This window comes from Tissierella sp. P1 (assembly GCF_002266425.1).
GTDB lineage: Bacteria > Bacillota > Clostridia > Tissierellales > Tissierellaceae > Tissierella > Tissierella carlieri.
On the sequence record NZ_NPMN01000009.1, the window covers coordinates 121,444 to 145,307 of the forward strand.

10 protein-coding genes are annotated in these 23,864 nt (G+C 33.0%); 6 read left to right on the forward strand and 4 right to left on the reverse strand.

Features of this window, described 5'->3' with window-relative positions; genetic code table 11:
- Nucleotides 1-6: 6 nt before the first annotated feature.
- From CIW83_RS08555 to CIW83_RS08570, 4 genes are read right to left on the reverse strand one after another with little or no spacing between them, the layout of a single operon-like run.
- Nucleotides 7-1,959, reverse strand: a complete 1,953-nt coding sequence (locus CIW83_RS08555; RefSeq protein WP_094900423.1) for a hypothetical protein — start codon at nt 1,957-1,959, stop codon at nt 7-9.
- Nucleotides 1,947-6,938, reverse strand: a complete 4,992-nt coding sequence (locus CIW83_RS08560; RefSeq protein WP_094900424.1) for a hypothetical protein — start codon at nt 6,936-6,938, stop codon at nt 1,947-1,949. Before CIW83_RS08560 ends, CIW83_RS08555 begins: the two co-directional genes overlap by 13 nt.
- Before the next feature lie 11 nt (nt 6,939-6,949).
- Nucleotides 6,950-7,840 carry an S-layer homology domain-containing protein gene (locus tag CIW83_RS08565; RefSeq protein WP_094900425.1) on the reverse strand — a complete coding sequence of 297 codons (891 nt, stop codon included), beginning with the start codon at nt 7,838-7,840 and terminating at the stop codon, nt 6,950-6,952.
- A 13-nt stretch (nt 7,841-7,853) separates the two neighbouring features.
- Nucleotides 7,854-10,349, reverse strand: coding sequence for a chitobiase/beta-hexosaminidase C-terminal domain-containing protein (locus CIW83_RS08570; RefSeq protein WP_094900426.1), 2,496 nt, complete (start codon nt 10,347-10,349; stop codon nt 7,854-7,856).
- A gap of 228 nt (nt 10,350-10,577) precedes the next feature.
- Between CIW83_RS08570 and CIW83_RS08575 the strand changes: the two genes are divergently transcribed.
- From CIW83_RS08575 to CIW83_RS08600, 6 genes are all read left to right on the forward strand, one after another.
- Complete coding sequence (locus CIW83_RS08575) at nt 10,578-12,410, forward strand: hypothetical protein (protein WP_094900427.1); 1,833 nt, start codon at nt 10,578-10,580, stop codon at nt 12,408-12,410.
- Between the two features lie 190 nt (nt 12,411-12,600).
- Complete coding sequence (locus CIW83_RS08580; protein ID WP_094900428.1) at nt 12,601-16,989, forward strand: IPT/TIG domain-containing protein; 4,389 nt, start codon at nt 12,601-12,603, stop codon at nt 16,987-16,989.
- 133 nt (nt 16,990-17,122) lie between these two features.
- On the forward strand, nt 17,123-18,826 hold the full coding sequence (locus CIW83_RS08585) for a hypothetical protein (RefSeq protein ID WP_094900429.1): 1,704 nt from the start codon (nt 17,123-17,125) through the stop codon (nt 18,824-18,826).
- A gap of 58 nt (nt 18,827-18,884) precedes the next feature.
- On the forward strand, nt 18,885-19,241 hold the full coding sequence (locus tag CIW83_RS08590; RefSeq protein ID WP_094900430.1) for a four helix bundle protein: 357 nt from the start codon (nt 18,885-18,887) through the stop codon (nt 19,239-19,241).
- Nucleotides 19,242-19,350: 109 nt separating this feature from the next.
- On the forward strand, nt 19,351-20,814 hold the full coding sequence (locus CIW83_RS08595; RefSeq protein WP_158220061.1) for an S-layer homology domain-containing protein: 1,464 nt from the start codon (nt 19,351-19,353) through the stop codon (nt 20,812-20,814).
- A gap of 317 nt (nt 20,815-21,131) precedes the next feature.
- Nucleotides 21,132-23,864 (forward strand): S-layer homology domain-containing protein (locus tag CIW83_RS08600; protein WP_143598540.1); only part of this gene is annotated, 2,733 nt, incomplete at its 3' end.

Consider the following 23,864-nt stretch of genomic DNA (forward strand, 5'->3'; position numbering starts at 1 on the left):
TTATGGTTATGGATATACTATAATAGTATTTCCATGTTGTTTACTGTCACGAATTTCAATTTTGTTTACAACAGAAAGATCATTTAGATCGGAGTCATCCATTCTCTTTAGCTGAGTATTGCCTTCAGAGCAAGGTTTCCATTCAGCACCATTTATTCTATACTCCATTTGAGTAGTAGTACCATTTAACTCAAGTGGCTTTATATGAGTGCTTAGGTTTATAGTCTTTAGATTTAGAACAGGGGTAAATTCTAAAGTTTTAACTAAGCTAGGAAGAGTATTCTTATTAGCCTTAGTTCTAACATATACATTACCTGCTAAATCTTCGCTATCTAAATGCACTCCATCAATCCATGGTCCATTTGGTCCGAAGCTATATTCTAAGTTAGTTATAGTACCATTAATACTATTTCTGTACTTAGCTAAATCAAATCCTACAGACACATTAGGTGCTGAAATCGGAGCCTTGATTGTGTACTTTAAAATACTATCAGATGGCAATGTATTTTCATCGCCTTTAAGTCTAAACGCTAGATTTCCTGCAACAAAGTTTACATTAAATGCTAATATAGTTTCTCCATTTACTAAAGTCACATAATCAACATTTATCCAATTGTCATTGTCTATTCTGTATTGTAAATCATTTACTATATTCTGTAGTGCTTCTTTATTTCCAGCATCTACACCGTTAATGGAAATAGTTCTTTTCTGAAGATTATAGTCTAAATTACTATTTACAATAACATTGCCATTGATGAAATCTTTTTTCTTAATTGGATCCATATCTTTTCTTAGTTTCAATGAATTTCTAGGCTTAGCTTTTTCCCTTACATATACAATTGCTTCAGGTTTCAAGTCAATCTTTGTTGTAGTAGCAGTACATTGGAACCATAGTCCATCTTCTCCATTAGTAGAATCTATGCTGTACTCCATTGAGGTACTGGTATTTTCAAGCTGGGATTTTCCAACATTTAATATAACATTTCCTAAATCCAGATTATGTGTAAAGGTAATTTTTTGCTCTAAACTAGGAAGTAGTTCATCTGTAGCTTTCAATCTCACAAGTACTACATTGCCACCTTCAAATTGAGTATTTGTATTACCTGAAATCCATGATCCACCGTTGATACTATATTCATAGCTTACCCCTTCAGAAGAACCTATTTTTTCAATAGTATATTTGGTATCATCATATTTAAGCTGTGGAGCTGAAGCCTTGGCCTTTATAGTCACACTGATAACTGATGAAGGTAAAGTACTTTCAGTACCCTTAGCTCTAATTTGTAATGTTCCAGCCTTAAATTCTACTCCATAAACTGTTTTAGATCTATCAATTGACTTCCAAGGTTCAGTACCTATTCTATATTCAAGAATTTGAGAGGAGCTTTTGTTAGTTATACTACCTTCAACTATACTATAAGCAATATCTCCAGTAGTAATAGCAGCTTCAACACCAATACCACTACTAAGTTCATGCCAATTTAAAGGCTTAGACTTTTCTCTAATATAAACTTTCATGCCTTGGGTAAAAGATATAGTTGTAGTGCTTGCTTTTGCATCGATCCATGTACCATTTAATCCATCAGTGGAGTCTATACTATATTGCATAGCAGTAGTAGTGCCTTCAATTTTTCCTTCTACTACATTAAGTTTTACATTTTCAAAAGTTAGATTACCTGTAAAACTTATAGTCTTAGTCAAACTAGGTAAGGTATCAGCTTTAGCCTTATGTCTTACATTTATCCTTGGATTTCCATTTTTTATTAAATCAGTTACTTTATCACTGGTCCAAGTAGTATTAGTTTTCCAAGGACCGCCATTTATATTATATTCAAGTACATCTGTTAATGAAGCATCTTCTAATAATAATTCACTACTACCATTCCAATAACTAATATTTTTAGTAAAATCATCAGCAATTAACTCAGGAGCTGAAGCGGGATTAGCTATGATTGCCAATTCAACAGGTTCAGAAGGAAGCTTATCAGCATCTCCCTTAGCTCTAACCTCAAGTTACCTTGCTTAAAATCTACTGCTGTTGACGGGTCAGTGGAGGATAAATCCTTCCAGCTATCGTTACCTATTCTATATTGAAGACCTCTTTTTCCTGTATCGGTAATAGTACCAGCTAGAATGTCAAAACTTATACTTTCTTTAGTAGGACTTGTGACGATACCTACAATACCAACTGTGTATTTATTTAAAGGTCTAGCCTTTTCTCTAATGATCACTGTTCCATCCTTTACGAAGCTTACAGGAGTTTCATTAGCCTTAGCTGTAGTATAAGTATCTCCATCATTTAAACTATATTCCATAGTTGTAGTAGTACCAATAATTTTACCTGCCCCAACATTCATAGTTACATTACCTAGATACAATCCATTTAATTTTCCAGTAGCTAATGATGGCAAGCTATTTTCATTAGCACTATATCTAACTCTCAAATCAGAGTCCTTAGTTAAAATAATCTTAGGTGTATCAAGTTTAGACCAATTACTACCACCATCTAGACTGAAATCGAATATTCCAGCTTCAAATCCATTTAATTCGACTTCTTTCTTATCTGTAGTGTAATTTACACTTAATGTGTAAGGATCAATTCCTACAGGTGCTTTAGGATGACTTAGAGCAGCTACTTCTCTAAATACCTTAATATTATCTTTGTCTCTTACATAGACTTTACCAGCTTTAAATCCGCTAGTAACAGTAGTTTCAGTTCCACTAGAAGCATCATACCATGTTCCATTAACTCCATTGGTTGAGTCTAAGCTATATTGCATATTCTCATTAGTATTAGTCAGCTTATTATCTACAACATTTATTCCTACATTATTTAATTCTCCTATTATAGATCCGCCTTTAATCAACTTTAACTCTATTTCATCAGAATCAACAGAGTTAGGCTCTGTTACAGCAATGCCTTTAATTTTTACTTTAATTGTTGTATCACTAGTTAAAGTAGTGGAAGCAGTACCAGATACTTTAATTTCTATAGCATTAGTTGAAACTTTAGATACAGTAGCCACAAGTCCTTTAGGAAGACCAGCGATTATTATATCATTGTTGGTTATGTTATCCTTTAGAGTGCCAACGGTTACATCAATGACCCAAGTATCATTCTTAGTATCTATGATTCTATAATCAGGTGCCATTAAAGTGACTTTATCTTTTTCATCAGCAGCTTTGCCAGCAACCTGTAATATATCAGGATATAGAGTAAAGTTTGGACTAGCGATTACGTCTTCAGTTGCACCTTGGATTAGATTGGAACTTTTAGGTATAGTCAGTGAAATAACTTCTTTAGTAGTACCAAAATCCACATCAGTTACAGGGGGAAGGGTAATAGTCACCTTAGTACCAGAGTTTCTGACTATATTCCCATTAGTCTTTACTTCATTAAGGATCTTACTCCAATTAGTCCCACCACTAAATCCATCTATTATTCCACTTACATCCGTATTCCATATACCATCTGCCAATTCAACTACTATGGTCTTGCCGCCAGATTTAATATCAGATTGTCGAACGGTACTGCTTACTACATCACCAGAGATAGTAGCGCCTATAGTAGGCTTTATAGTTATAGTTCCAGTAGCGGCTATAGGATTTATAGCTCCCTCTATAGCTTCAGCAGGTATAATTAAAGATATTTTTTGTTCTTCTTTAATATCATAGTTTAAAGTTTGAGGCAATAGAATTGTAACTGTATCTCCACTAAGATTAATAGCACCCTTGCCATCAGCTACCATAGCAGAGACAACCTTAGACCATTCACTAGTTTCTTTATCAGCCTTAAATCCGTTGAATAACTTGTCTCTTATAGATTTATTATTTACTACATCAGCCCAAGTAGCAGCATTACTTAATTTAACAATAACTTTAGATCCTCCATTTTTAATATTGCCTTCAAGGAGAGTCTCGCCCGATAAATCGGCTTGTCCTTGTTTTACGGAGACAATTTCGAATGTTATATATCCAATGATTTTTCCATCATTATTAATCTCATATAAGGTCAAATACTTACCAATATTAACTTTAACCTCTGTTGTATCAGGAATATATTTCTCAACTCCAGAAGGTAAAGTATCACCAGAGGCAGGAGTAGTAGGTATAGTGCTGCTGATTAAATATCTATATTCTTTCCCAGTAGCTAGTCCGATGACCTTAGCAGAATCAATAGTGGAACCTTCAACAATATTAACACCACTAAGAGTAGGAGCATGTTCCTTCACATTATCAGCAGTTACTTCAATATATTCATATGCTTTAGTCCTACCAGCAAAATCTGTAGCAAGAAGCAATATATATCCATAGGAGCTGCCAATCTTGGTTACAGCAATGTCAGGACCAATTTTAGTGCTATAGTTTACATTGTAAGTCGTAGTATCAGATACTATTTGGTTTAAATAAGGCTTCTTAGTATCTTCAGTAGGCTTAGTATCTACTAGTTTATATCTCCATCCAATAGATAAAGGATTTTCAAGACCTAGAGGTTCAAGCTTTAGCTTAGTCGTACTAGGATTATCGCCTTTCATCAATAGATAAGCCTTTTCAGCTAGCAGAGGAGCAGTACTACCTTTCACCTCATTATCATTTAATCTAAATTCTCTATAGGCAATTATTTTATTATCATTACTTATTGCTGCTAACAATAAATATTGCTCTGAGGATACACCAGTAATATCTTCATAAGGTGTATATTCTTCATAATCTCCACCAAGGACAGCACCAGATTCAAGTGTACCAACGCTAGAAATACCAATTTTATAAACCCATTTATTAGCGCCTGCTGGTAGGTTTAAGAAAGTAAATTTGGTACTGTTATTTACATCACCAGGTACAGGACCTTGATAATTTGTTGTAGGTTGTAGTAAAGGTGCATTTCCAGCCTTTACATTATCGAAGTCAAGCTTAATTATATTATAAGCCTTAGTTCTATTGGAACTATCTACAGCTAATATCAATAAATTCTTGCCTACAGTAGTAGTTATATCTACGTTGGCTCTAAGTTCACGAATATTATCAATTTTTTGGTTAAACTCTATATCCATAGATGATTCGTCTATTATCTTATATCTAAATCCAGTGCTGCTTAATCCAGTGTGGTTCAAGGTTGCTATTCTAGTAGTGTTAGGAGTATTACCTTTTACAGGGATGGAATAGTTCTTAGGAGTTTCAAGTAAATTAGCAGCAGGCATCTTTACATTGGAGTCATTCATGATGAAACTCTTATATACCTTGACCTTACCGCTTCCATCTAACCCATACACCATCATATATTTTCTAAATCCGTTATCATCCTTTAACTTATTCTCATCTTTTTCCACTTCTATATTGTCGCTAGCATCGCTAACCAAATTAATAGGCGTACCAGTTTCTAGACTACTACCTAGCTCAGGTGCTGATATGGATTCATTACTAACTACATATTTCCAACTAGAAATACCAGAATATTTCAAGAACCCAAATGCAGTAGTACCTACAGTAGAACCCTTTACAGGCTTAGTGTAATGAGTAGTTTCCTTAAGCTCTTCTGCCAAAGGATTTTTTATTTTATCCTCAGTAATTTCTTTAACTATGTCGTAAGCTTTTACCTGTCCATTACTGTCAGTAGCCAATATCATTAAATCTTGACCTATACCAATGGATATATCTTCTCCAGCTCCATAGTCTACACTATCCTTTATAACTCTATCCAATAGAGGAGCAGTTAAATTAGCACCTACTTTATACATCCACTTAGAAGCGCCAAAATCTTTTAACCCAGATAGTTCTTCTATTTTAGTAGTGCCAGCGGAATTACCCTTTACAGGAATTGAATAATGATTTCCAGCAATAAGTTTTTCAGCTTCAAAGGCATTTGATACCTTATCTGAAGTCACTTCAACTATATTATACTTATCTATCTTCCCATCCTTCTCACTATAGATAATAATATATTTCTTAAAGTCACCAGACATATTGTCCAACTCTTCATCACTGGCAACTCTAAGCTCCATACCATCTGCATAATCAACGGAATTAAATTTCTCTGTTTCATAAACCTTATCAGGCATAGTATCTAATACGGCTAATTTCCAATCACCTGTAAGTCCACTAACTGTAGTAGACCCTGAATTATTTGTAGCTTTATTTAAAGTAGCTGTTATACTTGTATCTTTCTCAGCCTCAACCTTAGGTGCCCTTACCATTTCATTGGTAATCTTGATACTAGCATAGGCCTTTATTCTAGCATTGGCGTCGACAGCGGCTAGAAGTAAATATTTATCTATTTCAGCTTCAATATCTGTGCCAGAATTATATGATTTTCCATCAGTGATTTCTTTGTTAATTTCAAATGGTCCAAAGGAATTATCCCCAACCTTAACCATCCACCTAGTAGCTCCAGAACCAGAAGGAAAAGTTAAATTTACTATCTTAGCAGTATTATCCTTGGAGCCGGGTACAGGTATAGAATAATTACTAGGAGTCAGTAGCCTCTGAGCATATATATTTTTGAAATAATCTTCAATGTAACCTTTGTCTGCATCATCAATATCATCAAATGATTTTGAGTTATTAGTAGTTACTTTCTCTAATGCTGTACCTATATCTCGAACTATTTCAGTATTATTAGGATTTTTAAGAAATGCTTCTATAGCATTGGGATCAGAAGTATCTACACCTTCAGCTGAAAGAAGATTTTTCAACTCTGCCTCTTGTTTGTCTTCTTCCTCAACTATGTTTATATATTTTCCGCCTTCTATCTCACGATAAAAAAGCTTTTCATCAACATCCCCATTCTTCAAATCTCTTATTAGAGCGGCTCTATCATCTGCATTCTTCATATTATAACCCTTCTTTAATCCAGTATGGATAAAGTCTCCGGGAGCGGCGAAGCTAATAGAACTGCTGAGTAAAATAATTATACTTAAAACAAAAGCAAATATCCTTTTCACATAAACACCTCCTAGTCTAAATTATCCCATAGAATTAAATTTCCACTGGGAGAATAAATCTCATATTTATATCCCTGCAATTTACTTAAAGTGCTAATATCAAAGTTTTCAATGGAAAACTTTCCATTTCTCCCTAATATCATAGAATCCAAAATCTTATCAGACTTAGATAATAGAACAACCTTGTATTCAGAGAAATCACTTACACCCATTAACACCCCAGAAAAAACTCCTACAATAGTAGTATTAAAGTTTAAATCTCTCATATAAACTTTATTATCTACTATATAATCTTCTGCATTTGGACTTGTACCTGGTATATTTATATAATAACTGCCCTGTAAGCTAGACAGATTCTTATCACTATTTTTCATCTTCAAATCCAATGCCTTATTAATAGTAGCAGCAGCAATGCCTCTAGTCACAACCTCATCATGAGGAATATAGAGATTTCCTAGACCTATTTCTAAAGCCTTAGAATAATAGTCTTCAGGATATTTTTTAAAGTCTACACCATCTTCATAGCCTAGAATTCTCATCAATACAGTTAGAAGTTCCCCATAGCTGATTTTGCCATTGGGATTAAAGAAATCCTTTTTCACTCCATTTACTAATTTCATATCATAGGCAATATTTATATATGGAACAGACCAGCCTTTTACATCCTTAAATGGAGTAGATTGTTTTTGGAAATCCTTCATATATTCTAATCCCTTTAGTCTAACAGCAATGGCAGCCAGTTCCTCTCGACTAATCTTCTTATCTAAATCAATTCTGCCTTGTCCCATTATACCCATCTGAAAAACTCTGGCATTATCAATCAAATCATCATAGGGACCAGCAAAAGTAAAACTAGGGAGTAGAAGTACAATAGCTAGTAAAACTGACAAAGTTCTTTTCAAATCATCACCTCCACTATCTTTCACTTAAAGTTCCAGAATCGACTATATTTCCATTTGAATCTATAACCTCATATTTGTATCCTATTAATTTGCTTAGAAAATCAATAGGGAATCCCACAATCTCAAACTCACCATTACTATCAACTGATACTTCGTCATATGGACTTCCAGTAGTAGATAATAGTTTCACCCTATGACCACTATAATTTCCTGTAAGCTGACCACTAAAGATACCATAACCTAAGGTATTAAAACTATAGCTACGTAACTTAACGTCAGATTCTTCTTTATCTTCAAGTTTTACATTAATAGTATAAGACCTATTCTTAGCCTTACCTGGTTCAGTATGGATGATATTAATAGGATTAGAGTCTATATTTACATCTATACTATCTCCGCTGGCAACTGTAGTGCCATTTACAGTGATATTTCCTATGCCCGCTGTTGGAGTGACTTTAACTCTTGAAGTTCCATAAGGTAAAGATAAAGTATAATTAGATTCTCTCCTATCAAATCTAGGACTAAGAGTGCCTATATCGAATCTTAAACTATCTAGACCAATAGCCATATTATCATCAGCTACTATAGTATATTCAAATGTAGATACTGGACTATCTTTAAACCCATTTCTTACAGCAAAGGCTTTTATTGTAGTATTGGAGCTAATAACTATAGGTGCAGTATATAAGTTGCTGTTAATAGTAGGCATAGAGCCATCTAGAGTATAGTAAATTCTGGATCCATTTGTGGCAGTGCTCAAAGTAACAGTAGAACCTTCTACGACTTCACCGCCACTAGGATTAGCTCTTACCATCTGTACAGTATCTTGAGAAACAATGTATTCATAAACTAAATACTGAGATTTATCAAATACCTGAACGAAAACATTAGCATCCCACATATCTACTATTAGCTTCATAACTTCATTCATCAAATCAGCTAAATCATCCTTTGAACTAGTATTCCATTTAGAATCAGATACAGAGAAGTCCATATCTACCATTAGTTTGAAATTATCATTATCTACTTGATTTAAACTATACTTTATAGGAATCCTAACTCCATTAGTATATAACACACCGTATCTATTGTTTAAATACTCGGCAGTGTCTGCCATCAAAGTAGTTGATCTTACTTTATTATCATCAATAGTAAATGATATAGACTCTAAATCCTTGTAAACAACTTTGCCATTTACTTTAAGACCAGGATAATATCTTCTGATTTCACTATTTATCCTCTCCAGCAAGTCCAGTTTACGGCTAGGAGACCATCTTTCCATATAGTCACTATGAGAAGGAGTGATTACAAGCTCCAAATCATAGCCTGAAATCCTAGCAGTATAATCAAAGTATTCACCGCCATATTTGCCTAGTGTCTTATTAAGCAGTTCTCCAATAAATACAGGATCTACCTTTGATTTCATATCTAATCCGCTATCCATAAAGCTAAAGACAATATTTTTCGCCTTAGTATCAAAACTTACATATCTCTTTATATTTCCTTGGATTCTGGCTTCTTCATCATAAAGACTAGAAATAGCCACATAAATATCCCATATATAGGCTTCCACATCTCTTCTACTTAGATTACGCCATCTACTATTATCACGAGTAGAGAAATCAATTTCTACATAATACCAATTACCAGTACCAGAGCGAAGGTCTATATCCACATTTAAGTCATTAATTTTTGAAAGATGTCTATTTAAATATCTTTCCATATCTGATAAGGACTTTATTTCTTCATAAGGAATCTTTACATCCATTATTATTTTTTTCTTTTTATTTAGTTCTTCCAATTCCCTAGCATATCTATTATTTAAATCTTCTCTAAACTTAACTAATTCATCAATAGAATAATAGCTAGGATAAATAGTATCCTTTGGCTTGTCCTTCAATACTCCATTGCAATCAATATCTATAACATTGTCATTTAGCTTTGGAGTGATATATAGATAAGGTGACAAGGATGTCAATGGAAGATAGACATCATCGCTATATAAAAGAGGTTCCCCATCTAAAAAAATCTTTTTTCCATCCAATGTAATTTCTATACCTGAAAATCCAGCACGAATAGTTTTTAAGTCTATATCCTTTGAACTAGATTTTGATTTAGTATCCCTCAAAAAATCACGAATTTCTTGACTAATATTATCCATCAATCTCTCTTTGACCTCTATTTCATATCCTCTTTGATAGGCTATAGGATATTTAGAATTATCATTAAATCTCAGTTTATTATTAGAGTTCAAAGTAAGAGCCCTCTTATTGGAATTAAAATTAACTCCAAGACCCAGAGCTTTACCGAAGTCTTTCATAGGTACAAAAATATCACCTTCATAAAGAAAAACTTCCTTGTGAGAAAAGTTTTTTCCCTCTACTTGCACTCTAAAATTATTCATGAAAACATCAATTTCCTTAACCAATCCATTACTAAAAACAGGTATTGGTACTAGAGGAATTAAAATAATTATTGCTAATACAAATGAAATAAATCTCCTTCTCAAAAAATCTCCCCCCAATTTATTTAGTGAATAGTTAAAAGTGAATAGTGAATAGTTTTGAGTAAGGCTTCAGGGTCTTTTTAACTATTCACTATTAGTTATTCACTATTCACTATCTTTATCGGCAGAAAATGTATTTTTCTTCATAATAACCTCAAGAAATTGTCTATATTTGCCGATAAGAATTAATGAGTATAAGTACGCCAGTACATAAGTCTAAGGAGTGATTTCATGACAAAATTTAAAAAAATAGTATCTATGATATTGTTAATATCAATACTACTTCCCCTGATTCCAATCGGAGAAATAATTGCATTTGCACAATCTGGTGTTGTGATTCCGCAGATGACAATAAACTATACCTATAAAGAACGAGATGAAACTCAGCTAGATAAGATTTCTTTCTATATTACTGCAAGAATAGATACTAAAGGGGCTTATGACATAAAAGTCAGAGATTCAAAGGGAACTGAGCATACTATAGGAAGAATAACTATAGATGATAATAATGTGGATAAATTAATATATCCAAGCTTTGAACTACGACCAAAGGATAATATAAGAATTAATCAAATATATATAGGTGGACAAATAATAAATATATCAGGACCTACACTAAACCCTACACCTAAAATAACAAAAATGCAGACATATGATGTACTATTAGGTGAAAACCTTAGATTTGAAGGGGAAAATCTAAATGCATATGGTAGTACAATGACTATAGAAGGTTTAGGACAGATAGTTCCAAATAGTGCAACTGAATTTTCACAGCCAATAATGACAGGAAACCCTGGATATAAAACTATTAACTTTGAAGTTAGAGGTTCTCACTCTCAAGGAGGAGAAGTCATACAGAATGTAACATACCCTAATGCATTTAAATTGATGGGGACATTAAAGGAATTAGGTGACCAACCAGGTGATTATTTAGAGATTATACCAGAAATGGGAGAAAAGGAAAGCGTTGCATATATTAGAGCTAATAATGGACAATTTAATGTAAAGGATGGAGTAGGGGAATACTCTGTATTCTTCCTTACAGATACTACTGATAAATATTCAGTAGATAATATGGCTGAAATAATATCCTATTCACAGAATAGAAAAGTAATGAAAATAAAAATTCCAAAGGGGATACAAGACAGTAAATCCTATGAGGTTCAAGTAACCAATAGAGTAAAAGATCCTAAAGGAAATATAGATGCCCAGGTTTTGGAGAGAAAAGCAGTGAAGAACAAATACTTCGTTATAGGAGCGGATAAATCTCCAGTAATCACCAGCATAACCCCAGCAAAGGGACCAGATACAGGTGAGGTAGTCAGAATAGGAGGTAAAAAGTTTGACGAAGTAGATTTTATAGATGGATTTGATAATATTCAAGAAGTAAAACATAATGAAGTCCTTATAGAAGATAAAATTTTAGACAATGTAATAGGCGATATTATAGGATCAGAAGGTATAGATACTGATAATAGACAGGACAAGGTTTTCCACATTAAATATGATGTAGGTGGATCAACAACCTATAATAATAGCAAAGTACATTCAATAAACAGATATATAGCAGTATATGTGGGAGATAGGACAACTCCCCATACAGTAAATGATAAGCCGGTATATTCCTTTGATGAGGTATATGATAGTTTATCTGTTAGAGTTCCTTCAAGTAACGTAAATGCTGAAAAACAAGTAAATGTTATTGTGATAATACAAACAGAAATAGAAACAGATGAAGGTACACGTACAATTGTAAATATAGTAACAAATGATAATATTAAATACACCATAATACCTAGCCATACAAGACCTAGCATAACTAAAATAATACCAGAACAAATTCAAGTAGTTCAAAGAGGAATTGGATATGGACTAAAGGAAGATATGGTAATAACTATTGAAGGTCAAAACTTCAAGGTATTAAGATCTAGAGATAATACAACTGGTAAAGATGTGACAAATTATCCGATAGTAGGTATAGGAGCAAATCTAGAAAACAGCGATGATGGTATAGTCCTTAGAATGAGCAGAAAAAGAGGGACAAGTAGAGATATACAAAAATAATAAATGGGAAACTATATCTGGAGCAAATATTACAATTCTAGATTCTAAGGGTAATATAATAGACGGTACTATAGGTAAAGATGTAGGAAATAAAATAATAATAAGTCTACCTAAAAATGCAGATATAAATTTACCAACAGATTCTGTTACCACAGATAGATCTCAGCCAATACCTAAACCAGTATATGTAATGAACCCAGTATTAGGAAGTCAAAAACCAGGGGAACCTGTTAGCAACGACAACGTAGCAGTCATGTTTATAGATTTAAAAGACAATCCTTCACCTACTATAGATACAGTAACACCAAATGTAGTAGCAATAGATTCAGGAGAAGAAATAATAGTCACTGGTTCAAACTTCCAGCAAGGGGCAAGAGTATTCTTAGGGGGAGTTGAGGTTACAGGAGTAAAGCAGGAACTAGATCCATCAGGATTAAATACAATACTCAAATTTAATGCACCTAAGTTTCCACAAATAATAGATGGGCCAACTAAAATAATGGTCATGAATCCAGACGGTGGTATAGCAGTAAAGGATTTCACCTTTGTAAAATCATTACAAAGAGACCCAATCCTTACAAGCTTCTCACCTAAGAGTGGAACATTAGATACTGTAGTTGTCATAGATGGAGATAATTTCCTAGCACCAAATCCATCAGTTGTAAGTATTACAGGAATGGGAATCCATAGATTAATAGGTAGTAGAGTATTGATGGATGGGAAAGACATCAATGAATATAATAGAGATATTAATGGAAATATTGTATTGCAGCCATATACGAATTCATCTGAAATGTTAATAGCTTCAGAGCATAGCGTAGCAAAACTATCGAGTTATGCTCATAGCGTAATATTAGTAGATAGAAACAATCAAAACAAATTTTTTACTATCTATAATGATAATAGAATGAATATCTTTCTTTCAGATGGAGGAAGTGGAGCAGAAGAGAACAATATAATAAATCTATATAATATAAGATATGAAAATGGTGATTTAATCGCAGAAAAAGGCGGACAAACATATAAAGTAGATGTCTCAGAAGATGGACTTAAACTATTTCAAGGAAGTACTTTAGTTCTAGATCTTGTAATGAAGACACCATATAAATTTAGTGGCGAAGATATCTATGGTTCTAGAGTACAGGTTAAAGATAAAAATAGAATAGAATTTAGAGTTCCACCATTAGTATCAAAACTACCAAGTGGATATACAATCACAGTAGAAAATCCAGATACAAAGAAATCAACAGCAAAGGATTTATTCTACTACTATGAAACTGTATCTTTAAAACCACAAATAACAGAAATCAAACCATCCATAGGCTCCATAGATGGAGGATACCAGATATTAATAGAAGGAAAGAATTTTGAAGATAATTCAAAGGTTTATGTAGATGGAGCACTAGTACCTCAAAACAGTATAAAAAGAGAAATAAGAGGTGGAGTAGATACACTTATAATAACTTCGATGCCACCTTATAGAAGAAATATGAATGAAGAGGGAACCGATAGAAAGCTAGTACCCGTTACTGTAGAAAATGGAAACGGTGGTACTGCATTAGGAAGATTTACCTATGTAATCCCACCATCTGCAAGACCAGTAATAGATAAGGCAGAGTTTCAAAAGGAAAATCAAATAGGCTCTGCAGCAGGAGAAGAGATATTAACTATTACAGGAAAATATTTTAAATTTGAAGAGCCTTGGGCTCTAACACCAAAATATGCTGGATGGATAGAAGGAGAAAGAAACGGAGTAAAGGTATTCTATGAAGACCTGAATGGAGATGGAGAATATACTTCCTATACCAGTTGGCTAAACTATAATGGGGCTAAAGAAAAACTATTGGCACCAGTAGAGACTTACACAGAATATCTAACATCACCAATCCTTCCAACAGTGAGAATTGGTGGAATAGAAGCTAGAATAGTAGAATTTGGAGATGGATATATAAGAGTTATTACACCGCAAATAGCAGCAGGTAAACAGGAACTATATGTGGTGAACAATGACTTTGGTACATCTAACAAGGTAGTCCTAAGCTTTGAAGGCTCAAAGATAACAATAAATAAAATAGTAGGAGATATAGGTAAAAAACAAGGTAAAGACTCAGTAGAAATATCAGGTACAGGTTTCCAGAATACAAGATTATATGTGATGGAAAAGGGACAGAAAAAAGAGTATAATATGCCATTAGTTAGGTTTGGAACAATAGGAGATACAAAGGATATAAACAACAATATGGCACAAATAACCTTAGAGAACGGAGACTTTACTCTAGACTATAACAACACAAGCATTACATCAGCCATTATTACACTGACAGCTAAATATGACAAGGAAATATATAAAAAGACATTTACCATAGATGGCTATGATGGCTCCCCAATATATCTGCCTATATGGGAATTAGAAAATACAGATAAAAAATTTCACCCGGGGTATGAACTGATTAGGATAGAAGTAAAGAATAGAAAACTAGTAGTAGCAAAAGGATATTCACCAGAAACAAAGCTTGTAAATTCAGGACTTATATCCTTACAAACTCCTTCCTATCATACAATAGGAGATGTGCAGGTAGAGGTTACAAACCCAGATGGAGGAAGGGCTACAACGAAATATAAATATACTAATCCAGCTAGTAAGCCTAAAATAACCAATATTACAAGAGATGGCAAAGATCCAGAGCAAGGTGATGATGGAAATACAAGAATAATAAGACTAGACTATAGAGGTGGACAAAATATTACAGTCCTAGGAGAAGATTTTAGAGAAGGTGCAACTATTCAAATAGGAAATATACTAAAGATAGAAAATAAAGATATTACAGAAACTCTAAATGCAGCACCAAATAAACTAGCATTTACAATGCCGGGAGTCAATGAAAATGTAGTAGGAAATCTATATAGGGTTACAGTAACAAATGGAGATGGAGCTCAAGTTTCATCAGATAATCCAAATAATATGTGGAATGCTCCAATATATATTCAATTTATAAAAGGAGAATCAGAGCCGGGTGCAGGAAATATAGAACCAAATAAAGGTCCTGCTACAGGAGGTACTAAGGTCACTATAAAAGGAAAAGACTTTAGAAAAAATATGGAGGGCTATGGAGACAATACTATATCAGTATTCTTTGGGGGAGTAGAAGTACCTGCTAAAGATATACTAGAAATAACAGATACTACAATAAAACTAATAACTCCACCATCACCAAAGCTTGGACCAGTTAAAGTAACTATAGAGAATCCAGACGGCACTTTGACTCAGGATAATTTAATTTTCACCTATATATCAAAGCCAAAAATAAATGATGTAAGCCCTAAGAAATTATTTACCAATGACACTAAGACTGTAGTTACTATAGATGGAATACAGTTCTTACCGGGTGCTAAAGTAATAGTAGGGGGAAAGATAATACCGACTAAAGATGTAAAGCCAGATATGCAATTAAAGGGACAAGGTATTACAGGAGTAGATAAAGATGGAAATAATATAGAATCATCAGTCATAGGAGGTATGGAAGCGGCTACGGTACAAGTAGTCAGTGAAAACCAAATTAAAGTTACCTTTGCTGAAGCTACTGATTTAGAAAATACCAGCTTAATAATCATCAACCCAGACGGTGGTATCTCAGACCCATATAATGATTTTAAATATGAAAAGCCTTTGCCATTAAAACCAATGGTGTTAGAAGGTATACCGGGATATGAATCTACAGTGATGCTAATATGGAATAAGTCAGATCCTGATTTATTAAATAGAGCAACAGACTATGAAATCTATGGTAGAAAGACTAAGGACTCAGCTAATACTTTCGTAGGTACAACATCTGGAGCAGAGTATCTAGTAAAAGGGTTAGAGCCAAATACAGAATATACATTTATGGTACGAGCATTAAATGAACATGGTGCAGCTATAGATTTTGCCACAGTTACAGTGAAGACATTAAGTATACAGGAAGATTACAAACAAAAAGAAAAAGAAGACAAACTAAAAGAAGATCAAAAGAATATAGAATTAAAGGGTAAAGAGACTATAGAAGGAAATAAAGTTATTAGAACATTGGGCTCAGACGATATTAAAAATGGACTTGGTTTCATAGATTTCACTCTAACTAAGTATAAAGGAGCAAATGAATATATAATCAAAATACCACTAGCTTTAGCAAGAACTGATTCCGCGTTGAATATCAAAGATGGCACAATGACAATGACCATCAATCCAAAGGATATGTATACCTATAAGGTAAGTACAATGGATGAAGGAGATAAGGACTCAAACCTACAGATTGTTATCAAAAAAGGAAGAGAAACTAATATCCCAAGAGGAAAAAAAGTAGCATCAATTCTTTACGATATAGACTTCCTTTTCCAAAGAGGAAAGGATACAATAAGTATAGACAAGCTACTAAGGTCAGGAAAATTAACCTTAGACTTAGATACTCTACTATATACAAATACGAAAAATGTATATTTAGGAGTATTCAATATAAGTACAGGAACATATGAAAAGGCAGGAGAAGCTAGAACCGTTTCATTTAATCAGAAAGGTAAGTATTTACTAATTTCTGATAAATAGAACTAATAGTGAATAACGAAACAAGTGAATAACTAATAGTGAAAAGTGAATAGTTAAAAACCTATAGACCCCAAAGCATTACTCAAGACTATTCACTATTCACCATTCACTATTCACTAAAAAGGAGAATGTCATGAAAAAACTAACAACCCTAATATTAACAATAATTCTATTACTTCAATCAATCCCAATAATCGCTGCCCCAAAGGAACTAACCATCTCTGGTACAATAGAAGTCATCGATATAGTGAATAGACAGATTACAATCCTAGATTGGGATGATAATCTACATACCATTGATTTACCAAAGGAAATAAAAGTAACAGATCTGTACTTTGGGCAAGAAGTTATAGCCACAGTAAGAGATAGAAACACAGTAAAAATACAATTAATAGAAGAAGATGACCCTACTAGGGATGGATATATCATACCTAATACAAGATTTAGAGTAGGTACAGTACTATTCGCAACAAACCAAGATATAGAGATTCTAACAACTAAATCTAGAGAAAAATATAAAATAGACCCTTTTTCCACAACTATATATAAAAAGGGAATGGTAGCAGAGCTTCGTCAGTTAAAGGAAGGGGATAGGGTATTGCTGACATTCAATGATCCTTATTCTTCCACAGTATCAGAGATAAAAATAGAAGATGAAGAAAAGCATATAGAGGGAGTGCTAAAGGGTAAAATTGAAATGGTAGATGAGAGGAATAAGGAAGTTATAATCTCACAACCAAAGGTGCTGAACCAAGGAGTATGGACTGGAACAGTACAAAAGACACAAATAAAATTAGGCACAGGTTCCATATATGAAGGAGGAAAAAAATTAACATTATCCGACCTCCAAAAAAGAAAAGGTTTAGAAGCTTATGTAGCCTATGAAAATGCCTTTGGAAAACAATCAGTAGGAAAGATGCTTATAAAAGCAGGTTCTAGCATGGAGTATAATGATTTATTACAGAATATAGACTATGGAAATGGACAAATGATAGTAGATTCAAATATGTTCTTCTTCCATGATGGAACTATAGTAGTGAAGGATAATAGATTAGTAGATAGTTTAAACCTCAATAAATATCAAGATATCTATCTAGTATCAGACTTTAAGAATGGAATGAAGCAAGCATCTGTAGTATCTATAGAAGGAACAACATTACTAGAAGATAGAATAGACGGCTCAAGACTATTAGTCTATAAAGGAAAGATAGAAGATGTACTGGACTATAAATTAATTTTAGGCAACAACTTCAAGCTAGATAAAACAATACTTACTACAGCAGGATTTGTATCTAACCCAAGTTCAGAAGAAATGATATTCACAGAAGATACATTAGTATATGACTCAGAGTTAAAGAAAAATATACCAACTAAATCATTCCTAGACTCTAAGTATATAGATTTAATAGATATAAAGGATAAGAGTTTAAGGGATAGGATACAAAAAGACTATTATAAAAACAAACCAGCTTATGTAGTAGCTAGAGAAACGGAGCTAGGTAAAGAAGTTTTAAGCATCAATTTAGTGCCACAGGAAACTAATAGTTACAACCAATTAGTACGAATGGATTACAGTACACTAGGTGAAATAAAAAATATAGACCAAGGGACTAAAACCATAGAACTGACAAAGGTAACAAACTACAACACCTTAACAAAAAGATGGGAAAAAGGCACAGATGAAACTCTAGACCTAACTAAAGCAATAGTATTAGTCAACGACAAACCAATATCATTAGAAGAAATATATAAGATAAGAAAAACAAGTAAGGCTTACCTAATTAAGCAAAAGTTATCATCTAATAGCACAACTTATATATTATTAATCGAAGACTAATAGTATAGTGAATAACTAATGGTGAATAGTGAATAGTTAAAGAAGGAGAGAAATCTTAGTGAAAGAAAGTATCTTATTTATAAAAAGTAAGGCTTTTGCAATAAAAATTGTATATCTTTATAAATATCTTGTTGATGAAAAAAGAGAGTTTATTCTTTCTAAACAATTGCTGAGAAGTGGGACAAGTGTTGGTGCAAATATAAGAGAAGCCAGATTTGCACAAAGCATGCCAGATTTCATATCTAAGATGAGCATTGCTTTAAAAGAAATTAGTGAAACACAATATTGGTTAGAACTATTAATGGAAACAGAATATTTAGGTAAAGCTGAAGCTGAAAATATAATAGAAGAGTGTACAGAGTTAACAAGAATGCTTCATGCAACAGTAAAAACCAGCAAACAAAACAACAAGTGAATAACTAAAAGTGAATAGTGAATAGTTAAAAACATAAAAAGACCTAAAAGCTTTACCCAAAACTATTCACTTTTCACTCTTCACTATTCACTAAAAAAGGAGAACAATGATGAAACGAATTACTTCCTATATAATAGCAATCTTAATACTAATGCAATCAATTGCTTCCTTCGCCGTAGACATTCCAGGCTATGAGGGAGGAATCAACAACGAAAACAGTTATAAAGAAGTAGTATTCCTTACAGGAGAACCAATAGAACTGGAAGGAACTTTGAAAATCAGCATAAAAGAAAAAGGTGACACAAAAACAGAACAATATACCTATAAATTAGATAATAAAAAGGTAGGAGCAAGTCTATCTAGAACAGTAAAACTAATTACAACCTTTGAAACCAATGGTAAGCAAACTACGTCAAAGAAAACTTTAGATTCCTATAAAGAAACATTTCAAATAGGAAAAAAGAAATATGAAGTAAAGACAGAGGACTATCAATGGAATCAAGGACAAGTAGTACAGGATACAGGACTGCTACAGTTCTATGCAGGAGATTGGTCAGCTAGAAAGACATATCGTCTAGATAGAGGTAGAGAAGAAATTACAGTACAGACCATAGGTAATTTGGTAGGCTATGATAGCCCTTGGTCTGCTACAGAAACACAAACATTACAATATATAATGAACTACGAAAATAAAGTAACAGGTCAAGGTGCATGGGAGGGTACAGCAGTAGTTGAAACATCCTATAATAAAACAAAGGACTATAACTATGTAGAAAACGTACCGAATCAAATCTCCTTCAAGGGAGGATATATCCTTACAGAGAAACATGAAAATACGTTGAAATATGATTATGATTTACCAGTAATCACAGAAGAAGGAAAGATGCTTTGGAGAAATATAGGTAATGGCTCTACACAAATAGATACCAACCCAATAATTACAAGGCTCAATATCCCAGCATTAAGAGATATTAGAGGATTAGCATCAGAGAAGGACATACTTTTAATAGCAAGTATGGAGGGGTTACCTCTAAATACTACAACTTTAGGACCAAGTACACCAATGAGTAGAGGAGATTTCGCTAAGGCATTAGTAGGTACAATGGATATAGAATTGCCAATAGAAGAAGAAACCAGCAGAAGATCCTCGAGAAATAAAGTAGAAAAACTTCCTATATATATAGATGTACCTAAGACACATAGAAATTTTAAATATATAGAAGCAGTATCAGAGAGAAATATAATGCAGGGAGTAGGGAAGGATAAATTCGCTCCAGATAGAGCATTGACAAGAGCAGAGACAATTACAATATTGATCCGTCTACTAGGTATGCAAAACCAAGCACCAATCAAGAACTATACCACAGGATTTCAAGATGACGCAAGTATACCAACATGGGCAAAAGATCATGTATATATGGCAAAGCAATTAGACATAATAGATAACGACCAATACTTCTACCCAAATAGAAATATAACAAAGGAAGAAACAGCAGTAATATTGGTTAATTTCATTAACTACTTACAAACAAGATTGATGTATGACTTTAGAGAAAACATACTGAATAACTAAAACAAATTCACAATTAAGGAAGCGACCACAGGTCGCCAATAAAGACCCAATAGCTAAACCCTTAATAATTGTTCTTTGTTCTATGTTAATTGTTAATTGTAACACAACTGTAACACAACTGTAATTGTATTACATTACTTCTTAGTATATACTAATAGCATAAGGGTTATGGTAATAGATTTAGTAGTTATATTACAAATTTATTACATTAGCATTATTGGAATTGATTTTATTTTCCTTTGATGCTATAATCTAGAATAGAATGCAAAACTTAACTGTTTTGTAAAATTTATAATTTTAAAGGAGGTCAATAGACTATGAGTACAAAAAGAATTTTATCCTTAGTACTAGCTTTAGTTATGGTACTAGGAACTTTTGGTACAGTTTTCGCTGATGGAACTGGTAGCGAAAAAATCGACTGGTTAGTAAAACAGGAAATGATCAAAGGAGATCAATCCGGAGATCTAAAATTAGACTCTAAGATTGATAGAGCATCAACAGCTAGAATGATTGCTGTAGCTCTAGGATTAGAAGCAGAAGCTGAGTCATTAAAATTAATCAACTCAGGATTCAAAGATATGACAACAGCTCACTGGGCTAATGGATATGCTAACCTAGCAGCAGGTAAAAACTTAATCGTTGGTGACTCAAAAGGTAACTTCATGCCAGCAAAAGACATCACAAACGGAGAAGTTTTAGCTATCTTAGTTAGATTATCATTAGGAAGAGATTTAACAGCTGAAGAAAGAGGAAATGCAGGATCATGGGTAGCTCCTTATATAGCTAAAGCATCTGAATTAGGAGTAACTGATGGAGTTAATATAACAGATGTTAATGCTGCAGCAATAAGAAAAGACGTATTTGAAATGTTCTACAATGTAATTACAGGAAAACAACATGGAAAATATGATATCTACAAAGCAATAGTACTTGAAAACCATAGAGTACAAAAATTAAGTGAAAATGAAATACTAGTAGAAATTATTAAAGAAATCAAAAAAGCAGACTATGTAAAAGAATCAAGAGAAGAAAAAGGAGATCAAATATCTCTAACAGTACCAGCTGATGTTGCTGATGTTGAAGACTTATTAGGTAAAGTAGCAGACTTCACAGTAACAAAAGATGGTAAAGTAGTAGAAGTTAAAATAGATGAAAGCTACAAAGTAGAAACAGGATCTTTTAAAGCAACTAGAAACAAAATGGGTTCATACACTGTAGATTTACCAGAAAGATATAGCAAATCTGATGAAACTATATTTAGAACATACTACAACAACAACCCATATAAATACGAAGAATTCTACACTACTCCAGATGCAAAAAGAGGAGAAGAAACTACAGAGTTTAAAGTAGATTATGCAAGAGTTACTGTTAAAAATGGTAAAGTATTATTAATCAATGCTTTCAATTTTGAAGACATAGCTCCAGTTAAAGAATTAAATGAAAAGAAAGACCAAGTAGTAGTATTCGATGATGTTAGAGATGGAAGAACAAAAGTATACGAAAAGAAAGATATCAAAAATGTAATCTTTGTTGAAAATGATAAATTCTCAGTAGGAAGCTTTGATAAAATAGAAGCTAATGACGTTATTCATGAACACAAAAATGGATTCTTAGTTAGAAAAGATGCAAAAATTAATGGAGAATTCAAGAAAGTTTCAGAAACAAGAGATGGAGACGTTCAAGTTCATATTGATGACAAGGCATTTACTGTATCAGCAGTAGATAACAAAAAACCAGTATATCAATTTGAAAAAGATGCAAAATTCTATACTTTAATAGCTAGAGATGCTCATAACCAATTAAAAGATTTCAGAGGAGAAAAAGCAACTGCTTTAATCGACTTAGGAAATAAATTACAATATGTTGGTTCAGAAGTTGATTTAGGAGAATTTGTAGGAGTAGTAACTAAAGTTGTAGGTAAAGATGTAAGAATCTTAAAACCAGATAACAAAACAGAAGATTATACTGCTACATTAAGCACAAAAGTTAACTCATACAGTACAGGACATCAAGGTTTAAATAACTTACTTGCTGGAGATCTTGTATATGTTAGAGCAAGTGGAAACGAACTTGAAGCTATAAACAGAATTACAGATACATCAAAAGCAGTAAATAGTATAGATAGCAAATATATCAAATTTACTGACAAAGCTGAATATAGAATGTTAGATGATACAGTAATCTTTGTTGTAATCAAAGATAAAAACGGAAACTTAGACTATGCAGAAGTTAGAACTGTTGGTGACGTTAAGGATGCATTAGCGAAAGACGTTGACATGGCTTATGTTCTAAACGGTGAAGAGTATGAAAAAATAAGTAGAACTAGAACTTCTGGTATAAATAGACCGGGAGAAGCTCATACAGTAGTATTCACAAAAATAGATATCAAACCTGACGTTAAAGGTGAAATAGCTAAATTTGTTGGATTTGATGATAGACAAGAAACATTAATGAATGTTGAATTCGCTAACAGAAGTGAAAAAACTATTAAAATAGCAAGAGGAACAGATTTAGATAAAAACTTAAGAATTGGCGATATCATTAGATATGAAATCACTAAAGAAAAAGAAGAAAAAGACAGAACAGTAACAAAAGTTGAAGTTGTAATAGCTAAAGATTCAAAAGTTATATACGAAGTTAAAGATGCTGACGCTTATGGAACTATTAAGCTAAGTAATGGAAAAACATACTATGAAAATAGTAAAACTGAATCATTTGGTGGCTCTTTAAGAGTTGGAGATAAAGTTTCTATTTACCATGGTAAAGATGACAACTATCTATTAGCTACATTAAAGAGAGATAAAGATGCAGTAGTTGGTGGAGGAGACACTACAGATTCAGGTATAGTAACTTATAAAAACGCTACTAGTTCAATTATAATAGTAGATGGAAAAACATACACTGCAAACAAAGATACAATAGTTAATGGAGTAGATGGTAAACCATTATCAGCAGGAGACTTTGTTGGATTAACTGAAGGAGATAAAGTAGATATTAAAGGCGATAGATTTAATATCACATACTCTGTAAAAATAGAAGCAGCGAAA